Annotated in this window: 16 protein-coding genes; 6 read left to right on the top strand and 10 right to left on the bottom strand. The window is 65.7% G+C overall.

The features are described from left to right. The first annotated feature begins 55 nt into the window (after positions 1–55). From JW792_RS13870 to JW792_RS13845, 6 genes are read left to right on the top strand one after another with little or no spacing between them, the layout of a single operon-like run. Positions 56–1,195, top strand: coding sequence for an RNA polymerase sigma factor (locus tag JW792_RS13870; RefSeq protein WP_135995288.1), 1,140 nt, complete (start codon positions 56–58; stop codon positions 1,193–1,195). A gap of 50 nt (positions 1,196–1,245) precedes the next feature. Beyond that, on the top strand, positions 1,246–1,767 hold the full coding sequence (locus JW792_RS13865) for an NADH dehydrogenase ubiquinone Fe-S protein 4 (RefSeq protein ID WP_135995289.1): 522 nt from the start codon (positions 1,246–1,248) through the stop codon (positions 1,765–1,767). A gap of 36 nt (positions 1,768–1,803) precedes the next feature. After that, a complete protein-coding gene (locus JW792_RS13860; protein WP_135995197.1) occupies positions 1,804–2,556 on the top strand; it encodes a rhomboid family intramembrane serine protease in 753 nt (250 codons plus the stop codon). Then, positions 2,547–3,389: an SDH family Clp fold serine proteinase gene (locus tag JW792_RS13855; protein ID WP_135995198.1), complete on the top strand. Its 843-nt coding sequence runs from the start codon at positions 2,547–2,549 to the stop codon at positions 3,387–3,389. Before JW792_RS13860 ends, JW792_RS13855 begins: the two co-directional genes overlap by 10 nt. A gap of 52 nt (positions 3,390–3,441) precedes the next feature. After that, positions 3,442–3,864, top strand: a complete 423-nt coding sequence (gene trxC / locus JW792_RS13850; protein ID WP_041375351.1) for a thioredoxin TrxC — start codon at positions 3,442–3,444, stop codon at positions 3,862–3,864. A 48-nt stretch (positions 3,865–3,912) separates the two neighbouring features. Beyond that, positions 3,913–5,058, top strand: coding sequence for a cation:proton antiporter domain-containing protein (locus JW792_RS13845; RefSeq protein ID WP_135995199.1), 1,146 nt, complete (start codon positions 3,913–3,915; stop codon positions 5,056–5,058). A gap of 197 nt (positions 5,059–5,255) precedes the next feature. Here JW792_RS13845 and JW792_RS13840 read toward each other — a convergent pair whose 3' ends face one another. The 10 genes from JW792_RS13840 to JW792_RS17095 form a co-directional block, all read right to left on the bottom strand. Next, positions 5,256–5,513, bottom strand: a complete 258-nt coding sequence (locus tag JW792_RS13840; RefSeq protein WP_135995201.1) for a hypothetical protein — start codon at positions 5,511–5,513, stop codon at positions 5,256–5,258. Then, the gene (locus JW792_RS13835) at positions 5,510–6,184 is read right to left on the bottom strand and encodes a YcbK family protein (RefSeq protein WP_135995202.1); all 675 of its coding nucleotides are present in this window, start codon (positions 6,182–6,184) and stop codon (positions 5,510–5,512) included. The genes JW792_RS13840 and JW792_RS13835 overlap by 4 nt, the downstream gene beginning before the upstream one ends. Before the next feature lie 74 nt (positions 6,185–6,258). Beyond that, a complete protein-coding gene (locus JW792_RS13830) occupies positions 6,259–6,549 on the bottom strand; it encodes a DUF6127 family protein (RefSeq protein WP_050475407.1) in 291 nt (96 codons plus the stop codon). A gap of 18 nt (positions 6,550–6,567) precedes the next feature. Next, on the bottom strand, positions 6,568–7,848 hold the full coding sequence (locus JW792_RS13825; RefSeq protein WP_135995203.1) for a hypothetical protein: 1,281 nt from the start codon (positions 7,846–7,848) through the stop codon (positions 6,568–6,570). Continuing rightward, positions 7,848–11,351 carry a phage tail protein gene (locus tag JW792_RS13820; protein ID WP_135995204.1) on the bottom strand — a complete coding sequence of 1,168 codons (3,504 nt, stop codon included), beginning with the start codon at positions 11,349–11,351 and terminating at the stop codon, positions 7,848–7,850. The genes JW792_RS13825 and JW792_RS13820 overlap by 1 nt, the downstream gene beginning before the upstream one ends. A gap of 66 nt (positions 11,352–11,417) precedes the next feature. Beyond that, positions 11,418–11,882, bottom strand: a complete 465-nt coding sequence (locus JW792_RS13815; protein ID WP_135995205.1) for a C40 family peptidase — start codon at positions 11,880–11,882, stop codon at positions 11,418–11,420. Next, on the bottom strand, positions 11,872–13,482 hold the full coding sequence (locus JW792_RS13810; RefSeq protein ID WP_135995206.1) for a DUF2163 domain-containing protein: 1,611 nt from the start codon (positions 13,480–13,482) through the stop codon (positions 11,872–11,874). The genes JW792_RS13815 and JW792_RS13810 overlap by 11 nt, the downstream gene beginning before the upstream one ends. After that, on the bottom strand, positions 13,479–14,081 hold the full coding sequence (locus JW792_RS13805; protein ID WP_135995207.1) for a DUF2460 domain-containing protein: 603 nt from the start codon (positions 14,079–14,081) through the stop codon (positions 13,479–13,481). Before JW792_RS13805 ends, JW792_RS13810 begins: the two co-directional genes overlap by 4 nt. Positions 14,082–14,092: 11 nt before the next feature. After that, positions 14,093–16,582: a phage tail tape measure C-terminal domain-containing protein gene (locus JW792_RS13800; protein ID WP_135995208.1), complete on the bottom strand. Its 2,490-nt coding sequence runs from the start codon at positions 16,580–16,582 to the stop codon at positions 14,093–14,095. Further along, positions 16,575–16,706, bottom strand: coding sequence for a DUF7697 family protein (locus tag JW792_RS17095; RefSeq protein ID WP_277419628.1), 132 nt, complete (start codon positions 16,704–16,706; stop codon positions 16,575–16,577). The genes JW792_RS13800 and JW792_RS17095 overlap by 8 nt, the downstream gene beginning before the upstream one ends. Between the last annotated feature and the right edge of the window lie 324 nt (positions 16,707–17,030).

Raw genomic sequence — 17,030 nt, 5'->3', positions numbered from 1 at the left:
GATGACGGTCGCGCCGGCTCATTTCGTCAAAAAGCGACAAGCAAGGTCATACGGCATGGAAGTCATCAGAGCATTTCGCAATCTCGACCGGCACGGCCAACAGCGCGCGCCTGAGGTCATCGAGGAAGAGGTGCGGCAACTTGAACCGCATCTTGTACGCTTCCGCGAGGATCTCGTCCGGCTCGAAGTCGTCGCCTCCCAGACGAGGGGCAAGACGCGCATCCAGGTCAGCCTGCGCCTGCAACTGCCCTCGGGCGTGATCGCGGCGCAGGAAGAGGGGTTCGAGATCGAGCCTGTCCTGCGCAAGGCCTTTGCCGACCTGCGCCACCGGCTCGATCGGCATGTGGCGCGCCTCAAGCACGAGTCTGAATACAAGCGTCCCGCCCGCCGGCGCCGGATCGGCGCCCCGCTGCCGTCCGCGCGGGATGCGGCGGAAGCGGACCGGCGCCAACTCTTCTTCGACCTGATCGAGGATCATCTCGATACGGTCTACGACACCGTCAGGCGCGAGTTGACCTATCTCGAGTGTAGCGGGTCTGTGCCGGCTGGCTACCTGAGCGTTCGCGATATCGTCGATGCGACGATCCTCAAGGGGCTCAACCGCTTCGAGCGGCGGCCGACCGAATTCTCCGTCCGGGACTGGCTGACGCAACTGGCCTTCGAGACCATCGAGGCCGAGGCGCAGGCTGCGCGCCGCGCGGTGCCCGAGGATGCCGCCTCGATCTACGTAGCGCCCGAGGCGCCTGCCGGGGAGCCTACCGAGTCGGATGAGGAGATGTTCGAGTTCTACCAGCCCGACGACGTGCTGCTGCTCGAGGAACTCGTCGCCGACGACGGTGGGGACGACCCCGAAACGGCGGTCGCGAAACGGCAGGACGCGATGGCCTTTCACCGGGCGATCGCCGGTCTGCCGGCGCTTTGGCGCAGGGTCCTGTTTCTTGTCGATCTGAACGACACCCCGCTTGAAACAGCCTCCTCCGTTCTCGGCATTCCCGAAGACGACGTGACCCGGATCGTCCAGTCGGCGCGCGATTATCTTCGCGATAAACTGCGTGACTCAGGTCAGTCTTCCGATACCGCTCATGCGCTTTTTGAGAGTGCTCATCAGAGAAGGTTGCGAATTCCACAGCCCCTGCGGGATCGCGCTCGGCTGGAACGCGCTTTTCTGGGGGACAACCGAGGGGAAGCACCATGATGCGCGGACACAATCGTCCACCCTTTCCGCCGAAGATACCCGGGACCAACATGAGGTCATGGGACGTTCCGACCGCGATCATTTACCGGCCGGCTCGTTCCCCGATGACGTCGGCGCCGCGGCCCAACTACTGGATACTGGAATTCGAGCCGTCTCGGCCCCTGCAGGTCGAGCCGCTGATGGGATATACCTCCAGCAACGATCCCTATCGTTCGATCCGGCTGAAATTTCCCGACCGCGAAAGCGCCGTGGAATTCGCGGAGCGGCAGGACTGGCGCTATTTCGTGCGTGAGGACGTGGCTCACCGGCATGCGCCTGACCGCTGGCGGGGAGAGGAGCGGCATCGCCTCTACAAGGGAGCCGACGCCCCGAACGCCTTTCGCATACCGTCCCGCCTGGATCGGGGTCGCACGGACCACCGACTCCGGCGCGCAGTCGATCAGGAAGGCTCGGTGGACCTGTCGTCGCAAGAACAGGCGGAATTCGATCCAGTTATCGAAGCCAGTCTTGAATCCTTCCCGGCCTCCGATCCCCCAGCCTGGACGGGCGTGACGATCGCCGGGAAAAAATAATGAACGGAATGGCCAGCGCGAGCGAGGATCTGCCGCTTGTTTCCCTACCTTGACAGCGTCGCGCGCCGCTACCCGCCCGTCATCGTATGGGCGGTCATCGGCATGAACGTCCTCGCGTTCCTCTATCAGATCAGCCTGCCTCCGCGCGTGCTGGACCGGTTCCTATTCGAGTTCGCGCTGGTGCCCTCGCGCTTCTTCGGGCAACTAAGCCTCGTCGCCCCGTCCGACTGGACCCCGTTCCTCACCAACATCTTCCTGCACGGCGGCTGGCTCCACCTCATTTTGAACATGTGGACGCTCTGGATCTTCGGCCCCGCCGTCGAAGATCGGCTCGGACCGGGTAGATTCACGCTGTTCTATCTGTTCTGTGGTGTGGCAGCCGGACTGGCTCACGCGCTGGCGAACCCCGACTCAGTCGTTCCCGCGCTTGGCGCATCGGGGGCGATCGCGGGCGTGATCGGTTGCTACGCACGCATGTTTCCGGCGGCTCGGCTGGTGGTGATCGTGCCGATTCTGTTCATTCCCCTCTTCTTCGAAGTGCGCGCGGTCATTTTCGCGATGATCTGGTTTTTCATGCAGGTCATTCCCGGCTTTCTGTCGCTCGGCAGCGATCAGGCCACGGGCGGGATCGCCTGGTGGGCGCATATCGGCGGGTTTCTCGCCGGTTGGCTTGTAACGCCACTCCTGCGAAGGCGCGCCGCCGTCTATCGCCACTATTATCGCGACGAGGGCATCTATGGCTTTCTGCCGGATGGTCGAAGGGAAGGAGGACAAGGTCCATGGACATAATGCAGCTGTTCTGGCTGTTCTTCATCATTTCGGCGCTGCAGCCGGTTCTGCAGCGCAGATATCTTGAGGCGATGCGCACTCGCAAGATCGCCAACATCGAGAAGAAGCGCGGTAGTCGCGTCATTCTGCTGATTCATCGACAGGAGACCATGAACCTGCTGGGTTTCCCCCTGATGCGCTACATCGACGTCAATGACTCGGAGGAAGTGCTGCGCGCGATCCAGATGACCGACGACGAAGTGCCGCTCGACATCGTGCTGCACACACCGGGCGGCCTTGTGCTGGCGGCAACACAGATTGCCCGCGCCATTCAGGGACACAAGGGCAAGGTCACAGTGTTCGTGCCACATTACGCGATGTCCGGTGGCACGCTGATCGCACTCGCTGCCGACGAGATCGTGATGTGCGAGCACTCCGTGCTGGGACCCGTCGATCCGCAACTTGGCCAGTTGCCTGCTGCCTCGCTCATCAAGGTCGTCGAGGAGAAACCCATCGCCGAGATCGACGACCAGACCCTGATCATGGCCGATGTCGGTCGCAAGGCCATTGCGCAGATCGAGGCATTCGCGAAACGTCTGCTGTCCGACAAGATGGACGAGAACCGCGCAGCGTCCGTGGCGGCGAAGCTGGCGACGGGCACCTGGACCCACGACTATCCCATCTCTGCCGATGAGGCCCGCGACATGGGCCTGCCCGTTGGAACGGACATGCCCAAGGAAATACTGGAGCTGATGACGCTCTATCCGCAGCCGGTTCGTCGCCAGGGCGGTGGCGTGGAATACCTGCCCGAGCCGCGGCAGCGAGAGGCGCGCCGCGCCATGTCCACGCGCTGAATGCTTGCATCAGCCGGCCGCCAAGACCGGCTCGTCAACGAAAGGATACAGGATGCCCACGGTCGCTTGCCCGCAGTGCAATTCCACCAACAGAGTGCCGCAAGAGCGCCTGACCGACAATCCCAATTGCGGACGCTGCGGCGCGCCTCTCTTTCAAGGCAGGCCCGTCACGCTTACAGCGGCTAATTTTGACCGTCATGCGAATGCCGAACTGCCCTTGCTCGTCGATTTCTGGGCCGAGTGGTGCGGGCCATGCAAGATGATGGCGCCCCAATTCGAGGCGGCGGCGCAGTCGCTCGAACCAAATTTCCGCCTCGGTAAGCTCGATACGGAAGCCGAACAGAAGATCGCCGGCCGCCACGGGATCCGCGGCATTCCCACCATGATCCTGTTCAGTAGCGGGAAGGAAATTGCGAGAACGAGCGGAGCAATGCCTGCCGCGCAGATAGCGCAGTGGGCGCGGTCGCACGTCTAGAATTTACAGGTATTGGCCTTACCTGCGCCATGCCATCAGGAGAAGAACATGCATGGCGTGACCGGATTTGTCGAAAGTGCGGCCTTGTTGGTCTTTGCTGCGTTCGTGCTCGTGACGATATGTTCACGGATCGGCGTGCCCAGTATCGTCGGTTACATTCTTGCCGGCATAGTCATCGGACCTGCCGGCCTCGGCCTGATTGCAGAGAGCGCTGCCCTGAGCAGCATTGGCGAGATCGGAGTGGTACTGCTGCTGTTCGCTCTTGGCCTGGAATTCTCGTTCGAGAAGCTCGTAACGCTCAGGAAGCATGTCTTCGGTCTTGGAGCCGCGCAGGTTGCAGTCACGACGATAACGGTATCGTTGGTAGCGAGTCTGATCTTCGATCTCGCGCCCGTCCCCGCAATCCTCATCGGCGGGGCCGTTGCCATGTCATCCACGGCCATGTGCCTCAAGGTGCTCGCAAGCGCGAACGCTCTGGGATCGGCCCAAGGACGCCTGGCCATTGCGGTGCTTCTGTTTCAAGACTTGGCAGCTGTCGCATTCCTGCTTCTGCACGATTCGATGAGTGGAGCCGCCGAAGGGTATGGCGTGATAACGGTCGTCGCCAGTGCAACGGCATTGGTTGCAGCTCTGTTCATTGCCCGTGGCCCGTTGCAGTTGCTGGCCCGTTGGGTAGCGTCGCGTGGCGATCCGGAACTTGCCCAGCTTCTCGCGCTCACCATTGCACTAGGGTCTGCGATTGTCGCGGCCACCGCCGGCCTTTCTCCGGCACTCGCCGCATTCGCGGCCGGCATGATCATCGGCGAGGGCGACGCGCGCCATGCTGTCGAGAACGAGATTCAGCCCTTCCGCGATTTGTTTGTCGGGATATTCTTCGTCGGCATCGGAACGCAATTGCCACTTTGGATCATTCCATCTGCATGGCCTGTCGTACTGATTTGGCTCGCGATCACGTTCGCGGGCAAGACGCTGATCGTTTTGGTCGTCGCCCGAATATTCGGCGAGTCGCTTCAGACCTCATGGCGGACTGGGATCATCCTGGCCCATGGAGGAGAATTCAGCCTGATGCTGCTGTCGGTTTCCTCGACATCGGGCATTGTTGCAGAGGAATTCGCTGGTCCTTTACTCCTCGCGATTGGCATGAGCATGCTGGCCGGGAGTGTTATGGTCAGATGGGCGGGGCTAAAGGTTTAGTGTGGTCAACATCAAGACAACTATATTTCTCAGATTACTGAGAGCACGCCCGAGCCTGATCCCGCATGACGCTGTAGTCGGAGAGCATTTCGGCGATTGCCGACCCATCCGGCAGCAGATCGAGCTCGTCGGCTGCGCGCGCCTGGAGCTCTCGGCTATACTCAACAACCGGCGGACAGACGGTAGCCGTGCGAGGTTCAGAAGTGGCCGTCGCGCAGGCGGTCAGCGAGATCGCTGCGATCACGAGGACGGCGAGCTGCCGCGTCGAGCATCTGGCGTTGGATGTCATTGACCTTCTCCGAGGTTTCGAGGCGTTCGGCGAGCCGGCCAGCACGCTCGCCGGAGCGCCGGAGTGCCAGCAAGAACAGAAGCACGGCGAGTGCGATGGCGCCGTAGCGCAAGGCCGCCCGCATCCACGGGCTGGCGACGATCCCGGTGAACAGAGCGGCGATCATCGACGTCCCCGCTTCCAGTCGTCGATGCGGGCGTAGATCGTCACGGCAAGGCCCGCGAGCGCCACGGCAATGAACACCCAGCGCAGGGTGTCGAGATAGGGGACGAGCGGCAGGATCGCGGTCTGGGTTTCCGCCAGGACGTTCTGCGCCACCTCGACGCCAGCCGCACCCAGCGTCGCCACACCGGCGGCACCGCTGGCCTTCATTGTCCGGCTGTCGGCCAAAACCTCCCGCGCGGGCGCCGTTTCAGCGGCGAACGCCGTCGCCTGCAACGGGAACCGCTCGCCCCATTGCCGAGCAGGACCGAGGTCGATGTGCATGAAGCCCGAACGGGGATAGTAGCCGAAGCCGAGAAAGCCGACGGCTCGGGCAGCGGCCTCGAAGGCGACCGGATCGTGGTTCGACATGGCGATGTCGAAGGCCGTGCCGTCCATGTGCTTCGAGCGCGGCGCGCCGCCGACGGCCCGGTTATGCGCCGGACTGCGGTAGGCCGAACGGACGATGAGGGGCTTGCCAAGCCGATCGCGCAGCGCCTGGAGCTTGTCGAGCGCTTCCTCGTTGATCCGCAGGGAGCCGCTGCCTCGGCAGGCGATCTCGGCGGGGGAGAAATTCTTCCAGCGCCACGAGCGCTCGGGCACATCGCGCCAGTGTTTGTAGGTCATTGTCGTCATGGCAGGTCTCCAGGCACAAAAAAGCCCGCTCCTCGACGAGGGCGGGCGGTGGTCTGATGGGTCGGGCGGATGGGTTAAGGCGTCGGTCCGAAGAGCTTCAGTTTGATGGCGATGCCGGCCATCAGGGCGAGCAGGACGCCGGTGGTGATCAGCCGCACGGCGGTCTGGACGGCCGTCTGTTTCGCGAGCCGGAAACCCGCGAGCAACGAGCGAAGATCACGGATGTCCTCGGCGGCATCCTGGCCATCGAGGCCGACCTCATGCAGGGCGCGCCGCGCACCCGTCTCGGCCGCGCGCTCCAGCAGGGCTTCAAACTCGGCGGCCGGCAGCGCGATCAGCGCCCCGCTTTCTGGTTCCTTGTCCATGACGCAATCCGGGAGTGATCAGAGGACCAGCGAGCCGGCCAGCGTGAACCCGATCCCGGCGAGCGTGGCGTCGGGTGTCGATGGCGCGACCACGCTGAGCACCTGGCCGGGCTCCAGCACTGTGTCGCTGGCGGCGATGAAGGTGGCGCTCGTAGCGGCGGCGGCGAAGCGCATGGTGGCGCTGCTCACGCCATCGACCCGGATATCGAAATCCGCACTCGCGGTTGCCGCGGCCTCGGCGCTGGCATGGCTTCCGGCAAGATCGATCTTCAGCCGGGTGCGCCGCGCCACTGGGACCCGTGCGATCACCTCGTCCGCTGCCGGCTGCCCGGCCTTGTAGCCGCTGATGTCGGCCGGGGGATCGGCCGCATCCGCGGTCTCGACAACCTCGATCGCAAGCCACGTGCGCTCGAGGCCACGCAGCTCCCCGGCAGTGCCGACATAGACGGCCAGCTCGAACCAGTCACCCGCCGATACCGGCAGGACGGCGCTCGACAGGTTGCGCATCTGGTTGGAGTAGCCGCTGTCGCCGCGGACGATGACGGCGCCGCCGCCCGGCACGCTGTTTCCGTTCTTGCGCACCTCGACCAGCTGACTGGTCGGCGAGGTCTGCCACTCGATGTTGCCGACGATCCGGACCTTCGTCACCCCGGCGGGAATGGTCAGGCGGGAGGGCTGTCCGGCATCCCAGAATGCGTCGCTGTCGTACTCGGCGGTTTGCCATGGCACGGCGACGTAGACGCCGGTCGTCGCGACGCTGAAATTGGTCGAGCGTCGCAGCAGCGCGCCCCGGAAGGGCAGCAGAGCGCGGTTGTAGACGCCGACACCTGTGGCGCCCCACGCGGCTCCGTCGAACTGGAGCACGTCGCCATTGGCGGCGCCGGCGATGGAGACGTCGGTGAGATCACCCAATGCGCCAGCGCCACCGCCGACACCGTAGAGATCGCCGCCATTGCCCTGAACCAGCACCGTCGCGCCCGGAACGATGACGACCTCCGCGCCGGAGCCCGCATATTTGGCGCGAACGTCCTGGCCGCCATTGGTGGCGTTTCGGATCGCGAGCCGCCGGTGATTGGCGGGCAGCGTCAGGGTCCGGGAGGCTGTCAGCGTGCCGGTGAGGACGATCAGGCCGTTACGGTTGGCTTGGGTGCCAGTCAGCGTCAGATTGGCGTCGGCCATCGCCACCGACAGTGCCCGATTCATGGCGTTGTCGAGGGCATCGACTGCGTCGTTGATCGTGACCTCTTTCTGGTTCTGGGCGGCCGCGACATGGGTCACGGCCAGATTGGGGCTGGGCATCAGTTGATCTCCAAAGTGACGGTGCGCGGGAAGCCGCGGCCCGCGACGGCGCTGACCTGGTAGACGGCGACGGTCAGGGACGACGGGACGACACCGAAGTCGGCGAGAATCTCGGCATTGGCGTAGACGACGCTCGGGCTCGTCGCGTTGAGCGTCCGCTTCACCGCGCCGCCCGGGGTGGAGAGGATGTCGATCTCGTAGGCCTCGGAGGTCTCGCCGAGCGGTACGAGGCCGGTGCCGTCCTTCAACTCGCCACCGATCCGGGTCCGCCGGACCCATGAAAGGCTGATGTTGGCCGGACTGCCGGTCAGAGCCGCCTGCACGTTCCAGGGCGCGTAGGGCTTGAGGTCTCGGCCGGTGTGGCTAGCGATCAACGTTTCCGCATCCTCGAAGATCGTGCCGAAGTCGACCGCCCTCCAGGACCGGGAGAGATCGAGATCGCCGAGCGAGGTGACCATGGTCTCGACATCGTCGGGGTCGAGGAGGACAAACAACTCGCCGGCCTCGTGCCCGTCCACGAAGACATCGGTGCCACGTCGGCCACGCAAGAGCCCGGACAGGGTGTATGAGCCGTCCGGGTTCAGCGTCACGTCGCGGAACTGGATGATCTCGGGCTCGCCGTTGGCCTTGAGGACGAGGGCCGCGTTGGCGCCGCTGAGCATCGAGTCCTGCGTGACGCTCTCCAGCCGTTCGCCGCCGGTAGTCATGAACACCGTCAGGCTATTCGTCTCATCGGTCGCGAACGGGGATGTCGGCGTGCCGAGGGCATTTGCCGTGGCGCCCCAGGCCGCCTCGCTCAGGGATCGCCCGACCTGTGCCCACGCCGTGCCGTCGGCGCTGCGGTAGAGAGAGGCACCGGGCCATCCCGCACCTCCGAAGCCGCCCATGAGGTAGTAGATCCGCGACCCCGACCCGCCGGTGTCATCGGTATCGCGCAGCAGGGACAAGTCCGGCAGGATCAGCCGCGTGGCGGCCTGACTGCCGACGATTTGGACCGGTTTGCCGGAGCCGCCATCCGCAGCCACGTTGGAGACGTAGGTGGCGGCAGCCTCCGAAACCCCTTTCACGGCGAGCGAGAAATCGGCGCCGACATCAAGGCGGGTGATGCGGGTCCGGAAGGTCGAGCCCGAGGCAAAGACCACGTCCACGACATCGGTGGGATCTAGGCGCAGCCAGTCGGCCGGCAGCTCTGCTTCGTAAGCGCTGCGTTCGATCCACGCGCTGTAGAGCGTCTTGGCTGCGATCTGCTTGGCCGTCGTCGCATCAAGCGCAAGGGCCAGCTCCACGCTGGACTGGTTGCGCGAATGCATGGTCGGCAGCGGCAGGGAGGTGCGCTTTTCGCTCTGCGTGCCCTGCTGGTAGTCGGCTTGCGCGTCCATGTAGACGACGCTGACCCGTTCCGGCAGCTCGACCTCCTGCGTGCGACGCTCACGCCAGCTCTCGCCGGTCCGCTCATCCAGCGGCAGCAGAAGATCCGCATCGATGGTCGCAGCGGGCGGTCGTCCCCGCGTCCGGAACCGCAGGGCATCGTCGCTTTCCGCAGCGTCGAAGAAATAGGCCTGTGCCAGCGGCTCGATGGCGCCCCGCACGCTGGTCTGCCGCCCGATAACATAACCGGGAACCGTCGCCCCGAGATCGGCGACGTCGATATCGGACAGACCGAGGCCGGCACGGGCGCAAAGGTCTGAGACGATGCTGGAGAGAGTCTCTCCACCACCGCCGCCGCGATTGAGGAAGAGCTTCGCCCAGCCCTGGCTACCACGCACCAGATGCGTGTCGGTGACGGCATCGTAAACCTGAGCGCCGCCTTCGCTGACCGCACCCGGCCAGATCTCATTGAGAACGAGAGCGCCGGTGGCGGTGTCGAGCTGAATGACGCGCGTGCCCCGCATCAGCGTCCAACGCTGCCCGCGCAACCGGCTCTGGCCGAAGTAAGGCCCCTCGTAGTTGATCTGGATCGGAACGACCGTTTTCCAGACGATGCCGGTGTCTGCGCGCCACTTGATCGTGAAGATCGTCCCGGCCGAGCCCCCGTTCGAGATGCGCGCCTGAAAGATGACGCTGTCGTCGGTCGTGTCGTAGGTGAGCCCGCCCGCGCTGCCGTAGAAGCCGGTGGCGCCGCTCTCGACATCCGAGGCTGCGAAGGTGGCAACCTTCTCGAAGGTGACGCCGAGGGATTGGCCGGTGAGACCGTCGTACCCTGCCAGCGCGGAGACCCGCAGGCGATAGAGGCCGAGGCTTCCATGGTTCGTGCTCGTCCCGCTGCCGAGGATCCAGCCATCCCCGAAACCTTCTCCGACCGCACCACCAATGACGCCCCGAACGCGAGGCTCCGTGACGCTTTGCCCGGCGCCCCAGACATAGCTCATGGTGTCGGCGCGGATGAGTCCGACATCGTCGAAGAGCGATCCGGTTAGAACGAAGTCGACCCGGCCAGAGGGGCTGTAAGCGGAGACCATCCCCATCCACGTCGTGGCGACGAACCGCAGGGTCGAATTGGTCAGGCCGCTGCTGGTGGAGCCAAAGCGGCCGACTTCCTTGAGGGCGTTCGGTTCGATGCGCAGGATCGGGCGTGAGTTGCTCGATCCTGTCACGACATAGAGGTGACCGTCCTCGCCGCAGAACAGCGTGCTCGGGAAGTTGTTCGGCGCGACGCCCGTGATGTCAGTCATCCGCGCCTGGCGGTCTTCTTTCATGGTCCGGAGACTGAAGCGGCGGATTCCGGCATCGGCGGCGTTGACGTCGCTGTCCAGGAAGTAGCCGTATCCGCGCCGCCAATCGACGGCCAGGTCGTCGATCTGGTAGGTGCCGAAATATCCGCCTTCGCCCGTCGTGATGAAATCGAGCAGCTGGTAGGGCTGCTGAGCCGCCCGCTGGTAGGTGATCTCGGCCGTGATGTTCGGGATGCGGTTCCCGAAGTCCGCGAGCGCCAGGTCTTCGAAGACGATGGTGGCGAGACCCCGATGGGCGGGTGCACGGCCCGCGCCGACGTGCATTTCGATCAGCGGATCGGCCAGCTGATCCTCCGCCCCGGAATGGAAACGGAACTTGAGATCCGGTTTGGCGACGTCGGGGCTCGCGCCGGTCTTGTCGTAGATGAGTTTGCCGTCCGCCCAAATCCGAAGCACGTCCTCGGCCGGCCCTTCGCCGAAGCTGAGCGCGAAGGACGCGAAGTAGGAATACGTGACCGAGGTCTGGGTGGCTCCGCCGCCGCCCTTGCCGCCCGAGCGGGTCCGGGTGACGTTCTGCTGCTCACGGATGCCGGAGGACCAGATCATGTTGCCGGCCATGCGCAAGGTGCCGTAGCCGATGGCGATCGATGCGCCATAGGCGGACGAGGAAACGGTCAGGTCTCCGAGTCGGGGGCCTTCGGTGGTGACGTTCTGCCCCTTGGCGGGAAACAAGAGGCTGCCGACCACCGAGCCGACGAGCCAGCCGGCTTGCCAGCCGAGGCCGACCGCGGAGCCGAGCGCGGCTCCGCCCACTGCGACGAGGATGGCCATTGAGCGTTCTCAGCGAAAGTGGGGACCGGTTTCGCGTCCGAGAACGCGACACACAAAGTCCCGAGGTCAGGATCCGGGAGAGCGAAAGCGAAACGCGAACTTGATCTTGGCCGGCCATTCGCCGGCATAGGGTTCCTCGATCACCTGCCTGCGCGTGGCGTGCGCGTGCAGGAGATGCGGCCGTCCGAGCCGTTCCGTCAAAAAGCCGCAATGGCAGGGATAAGCCTGATCAGCGAAGACGAGGACGTCACCGGGCTTCGCTTGTGTGACGGCAATGCCGTCCATGTGCCCGCGAAAGTGCTCGACGAAGCCCTGTCCCTGCGCGCGGCGCCCATAGGCCGTGCTGTCGTGGTCGGCGAGTTCGAGCGCCCGCGCGACAAGGACCACGAGCCCCGCGCAATCAACACCGGCGCGGCTGCGCCCCTGGTGCCGCCAGGGAACGCCCAGCCAGGTCCGCGCCTCGGCGACAATCGCATCGGCCAGATCCCCGATCGCGGTGGCGGTCGCTGATGGTGGGCGGTCAGCGTGCATCGGGATAGCTCATCATGGCATCCTGGCCCGGCACGTAGGGTTCGCCTCGAAAGTTCAGGACGTTGGTGAAGCGGTCGATGCAGGTGTCGAGCCGCTTGTCGCAGCCGGGATGAACGCGGAAGGCGTCGCCGGATGAGATCGCGTATCCCAATGGCAGGAACAGCTCGATCCGCCCGCTGCCTTGGATCCAGCCCTTGACCTCGATGGAGCGACCGGCATTGGCGCCGGTCTCCCAGGTCAGCACACCGCCAGCAAACCAGCCATCAACCGCTCGCGGTTCATCGAGCGTGGCATTAAAGACGGCCCGGTCGGTGACTGCCGTCACGATGCCCGACCGGCTCCAGGCTTCCTCGGCCTCGAAGACCGCACCGCCATCGGCGGTTTGCGCGCCGACATTGGTGTCGAAACTCGGTGGCTCGGACGCGGTCGTTCCGGCGGTCACGCACCGATAGACGCGGTTCTCGAAATCCGCGGAAGTCGGTACTGATGCCGTCGTGTCCGTGATCGTCGCCACGACGGCGTCGAAGGCCGCGTTCGACTGGCTGCCGGCCGCGAGCTGGTGGAGGAGCCGGAAGCGGAGAAATCTGGTTCCCACCGGCAGCTGGGCCATCGAGATGCCCCGCTGAACCCAGCTGTCTTCGGGCAGGATCACCTCGAAGCCCGTGTCGAGAAGCGTTGAGAGCAGGTTCGACGAGCCGTCCAGCGCTTCGATGACGACCCGCCCCAAGTCATCCGGAAACGAATTCGCCCGGGTCACCGATGCGTCCAGCCGGTAGGCGTCCGCGTCGATCTGCAGTGGATCCAGACCCGATGCGACGAGGTCGATTGATTGGGTCAGCTCGCCCGATGCCGAGCTTCCGCCTTCCAGGTAGAAGCTCCCGGCCGCAGGCGCCAGGCTGCCGTTGCCAGCGTCGTGCACGTCCCAGTCGCCGGACACCTTCGTCCATCCGGTGGGCGTGAAGCTGGAGCCGTCGCCGGCGCCATCCGCCTCGAAGCTGCCGTTGACGATCGGCAGCGCGAAGCTGACCGGCGTGCCGGTCGTGCGCACGCGCACCACGTCACCGACGGAGTACGCCGTCGACCGGGCGATCTCTGGCGGATTGACCGGCACCTTGCAGCGATGATCTCCGAGATCGGCGCGGCATTCCGGGCTGTAGAGTTCGCCGATGCGTTGCTGCAGCGCTTGGGTCATGCCGCGCAGTTCGGTCCGGAAAATGCCCTGCTCGGTCAGCACGACCTCGCCGAACCAGCCGCGGCGCATCCGAAGAGCGCCCATGGCGGGGTCCGCCCAGTTGACGAGGAAAATCCGCACCTCGGCCTGATCGAAGAGCCCCGCGCGCAGCTCCTCCTCGGTGATTGACGCGCTGTCGAAGACGCCCTCGACGTCGAGATTGTCGACGCTCAGGCTCGCATCGTTGGCGATGGCCGTGCGCGAATAGCCGGAACTCGCCTTGTAGACCTTGCCTTCGAACGACAGATCGCGGTCGTGGTCGGTGAAGAAGAACTCCTTACCGTCCAAGCGCGAGATGCGCCAGCAGGTGGCGAGCGTCGTCACCGGTCCGGCGAGATGCGCCGCGAGGGCTGCCGAAGTCGATTTCATGGTCTGATCTCCAGCACCGGGATCTGGCCCCAACTGCCGAGCTGATAGGTTTCGATCGTGAGGTCCATCTGATCGCTGTCGAAGCGGACGGGCACGTCGAACTCGAAGTCCGCCGTCACCTGGACGCCGGATGCGGGGGCAACGTTGAAGGTCACGAGCCCGGTCGCCGTGTTGACGCTCCAGCCCGAGACCGCCTCGACGCCGTCGCGGTAGATCTTCACCGTTCCGGGAACGGGCTTGGTGATGACCCGTGTCTCGACCTCGCCGCCGCTGGCATAGGTCTTCACGAGCTGGAACGTCTTGGTCGCGCCGTCGCCTTGCCCGATCAGCTGGGCCAGCGCCTGGTAGTCGGTCCAGTCCTTGAAGCGGAAGCCGTAGGCGCGTCCGCGCCGCGCGCGAAAGAAGGCGATGAGGGCGGCCACCTGATCGCGTTTCTTCAGGCCGTGCGCCACGTTCCATTTGCCCCGCGCGGCGGCCCAGTTGGCGTTGCGCCGCTCGTGTCCCGAAACCGTCGTCACCACGGTGGTCGAGTAGCCGGGGCCGCCGGACGCCCCGTAGGAGATGTCCGGCGGGAACTGAACTTCGTGAAAGCCGCTCATCTGTCGATCCGTCAGAGATTACGCCGCGCCCGCTCCATGGCGCGGGCGGCGTCGGCGGCGATCTGCCCTTGGGCGTAGCGAAAGCTGCCCGCGTCCGGGGTGGAGATGTTCATCACCACGTTGACCGGTGACCGGGTTTCGCGTGCGGCGCCGATCGCGGCGAGCTGAGCCCGTGACAGCACCATCTCACCGCGCTGCAGGATCGCGGGCACCTCGTCGGCACGAAGCCCCGCGAGACCGCCGTCGTGGAAGCGCGGCGCACCCGCAAAAGCGAATGCCGGGACGAGCCGCTGCTGAGCGGGCCCCCCGGCGACGCCGCCTTGATGGAAGATGCCGGCAAACAGCCCGCCTCCGCTGCCGAACAAGCCGCCGAGCAGTCCGCCGCCGCCTCCGCCGAGCGCATTGGCCAGAGGCCCGAGGATCGCGGAACGAACCGCGATGCGAGTGATGTCGGCGAGGATGCTGTCGGCGAGCGCCTTGAAGTCGATCTTGCCGCCGGTCACGAAGCTGGCGATGGCGTCCTCGGCGCTGCGAAAGGCGCTGGTGAGAGCGCTGCCGAGACCCTTGCCCCAGTCCATCGCCTCGCTGGCATAGCGGGACAGCTCCTCGCGAACCGCCGCCCAGCCGGTTGCTGCCTGCGTGGCCGCCGTTGCCGCCGCCTCACCAGCGGCGCGGCTTGCTTCCGCGGCGCGTGCGGCGGAACCGGCCGAGCCTTCGCCATCTCCTGCGGCATCGCCTCCGGCGCCGCCGATGGCTGCGAAGGCTTCATCAAGACGCTCCGTCGCGCCGGCTGCGTTGTCGATTTCTGTGTTTGCGCCCGCCATGGCCTCCCGGAGCGCCGCGATGGACGCGAGGGGCGCGCCTCCCAGCTCTCCCAGCGCCGTCGCCGTCTCTCGCGCACTGTCGGCGGCAGCGCGCGCATCCGCGGCGAAAGCCGAGAGATCAAAATCCGGCGTCGCGAAGGTATCGGTCTCGAACGCGGCGGCGAAGGCATCACGCGCTGCATTGCCAGCCCGGCTCGCGGCGCCCGCAAACTCGTTCTCGATCCGGCCGAGATCGACGTCCGGCACCAGTTCGATGGCCCGCTCGATGCCGATCGCCGCCAGACCCGCATTGACGCCTTCGAGGAGCGCGTTGATGCCGTCGACCGCGCCGCCCAGCATCGACTCCAGCCCGGCGACCAGCGCGTTCGCCGCCTGGATCGTCAGATCGCCGATCGCCCGAGGCAGGTTGCTCCAGATGGCGACCATCGCATCGAAAGCGCCCTGAAACGCACCGATGGTGCGATTGCCGAAGGCGACGACGGCCTCGAGCGACGCCTGCAGCGCGTCGGCGATGCTCGCTTGAATGCCGCTCCAGGCGGCGTCGATGAGCGCTTTCAGGACGCCGGCCAGCAATCCGATCCTGTCCCAGACCTCGGCTGCCACGTCACCCAGAAGGCCGAGCGCGGCGCCGAAGCCGCCGGTCGCCTGCACCAGGCGACCGAACTGGTAGATCAGCTCACCCGCTGCCACGATGAGCGCGCCGATGCCGGTTCGGATCAACGCGCCGCGCAGGAAGACCAGCGCGGTGGCAAGACCGCGAACCGAGGCGGCGGCCACAACCATGCCGGCGACCCAGCGCCCGGCGATGAAGGCGGCGAAGGCAGCAGCAATCGATGCCAGACGGCCGATGTTGTCGAACAGGAGCCGAATGCCCTGGCCAAGCGGAGCCGTCGTGCGGGAGATCGCCGCCAGCGCGTCTGCGACGGCTTCGAGAGCCGGGGCGGCGGCAACGGCGAGTTGGTTCGACAGCCCGCGCCAGATCAGACCGAGGCGGGAGATCGCATCGTTCGTCCGCTCGATCTGATCAGCGTCCTGTTCGGACACGACCACGCCGAAGTCGCGAACGTCCTGTGTCGCCTGGCGGAGGGTCGCCGTGTCGATCCGGGAGATGGCGATGCTGCCTTCCTCGCCGAACAGCTGACCGGCCACCGCCGCGCGCTCAGCTGCAGGCACGAAGTCTTCGATCGCCTGATTGATACGACCGACACGCTCATCTAGCGGCAGGGCAAGCAAGGCCGAGGCCGAGAGCCCGAGCCGTTCGAGCGCCGCGACGGCAGGACCGGTCCCGGCGGCCGCCTGGCTGAGGCGGCGGGTGAGGTCCTTGGTCGCCTGCTCGATGCCGGACATCGAGACGCCGGCCAGTTCACCGGCGCGTTCGAGAACCTGAATGCTCTCGACGGTGGTCCCGAGCGACTGGGCGAGCTTGGCCTGTGCGTCGACGACCTGAAGGCCTGAGCGGATCATGGCAGCCGCGCCCGCGACGAAGGCAGCGGCAGCGGCGGCGGCGGCGATCTGGAGCCGGCGATAGAAGGCGGCGACACGCGTGTTCGCCGCATCCATCTCGCGCGACAGGCGCCGCATGCCCTGTTCGCCCGCATCGCCGATGCCCTGCAGTTCGGCGCGCACCTCACGGCCGCCGACGACGGCCAGGCGCACGGACACCCTTTTCTCAGCCATCGTGTTCAGCCTTCATTTGCGCATTGAGGCCGCGAACCATCATTGCCTCAATGTCCGGCAAGAGTTCCGCGCAGATAAGTGTGTTCAGCCCCAGAGCGTCGGCGATCGCGAGGGCCGCAGTCATGTCGAGCCCCAGGACCGCGCCGGGTATGGCGCGCAGCTGCCCCGTGAGCCGCAAGGCGAGATCCCAGACCTGCCAGCCCTCCAGTGTGACCGGTCGGTTCAGGACGGCTGGGCACTCGCCGCAGCTGCGTTCTGTGCTGACATGGCAGGATCGGCAATACTGGTCGCCCCCGCTGAAATGCCACTCGGCAAGGGCGCGGAGCCGTTTTTTTCCGCTTCCAGCAACAGGCCCTTGGACACGTAGCGGAGCTGGTGTCCCCCGTCAGCGACCATGAGACAGATCGGGAAAATTGCTTAAGGAGGATTTCTGGCACATCGTAGCCCG

The organism is Marinicauda algicola, from assembly GCF_017161425.1.
In the GTDB taxonomy this organism is placed as follows: Bacteria; Pseudomonadota; Alphaproteobacteria; order Caulobacterales; family Maricaulaceae; genus Marinicauda; species Marinicauda algicola.
This window is presented reverse-complemented; position numbering and strand designations above follow the sequence as displayed.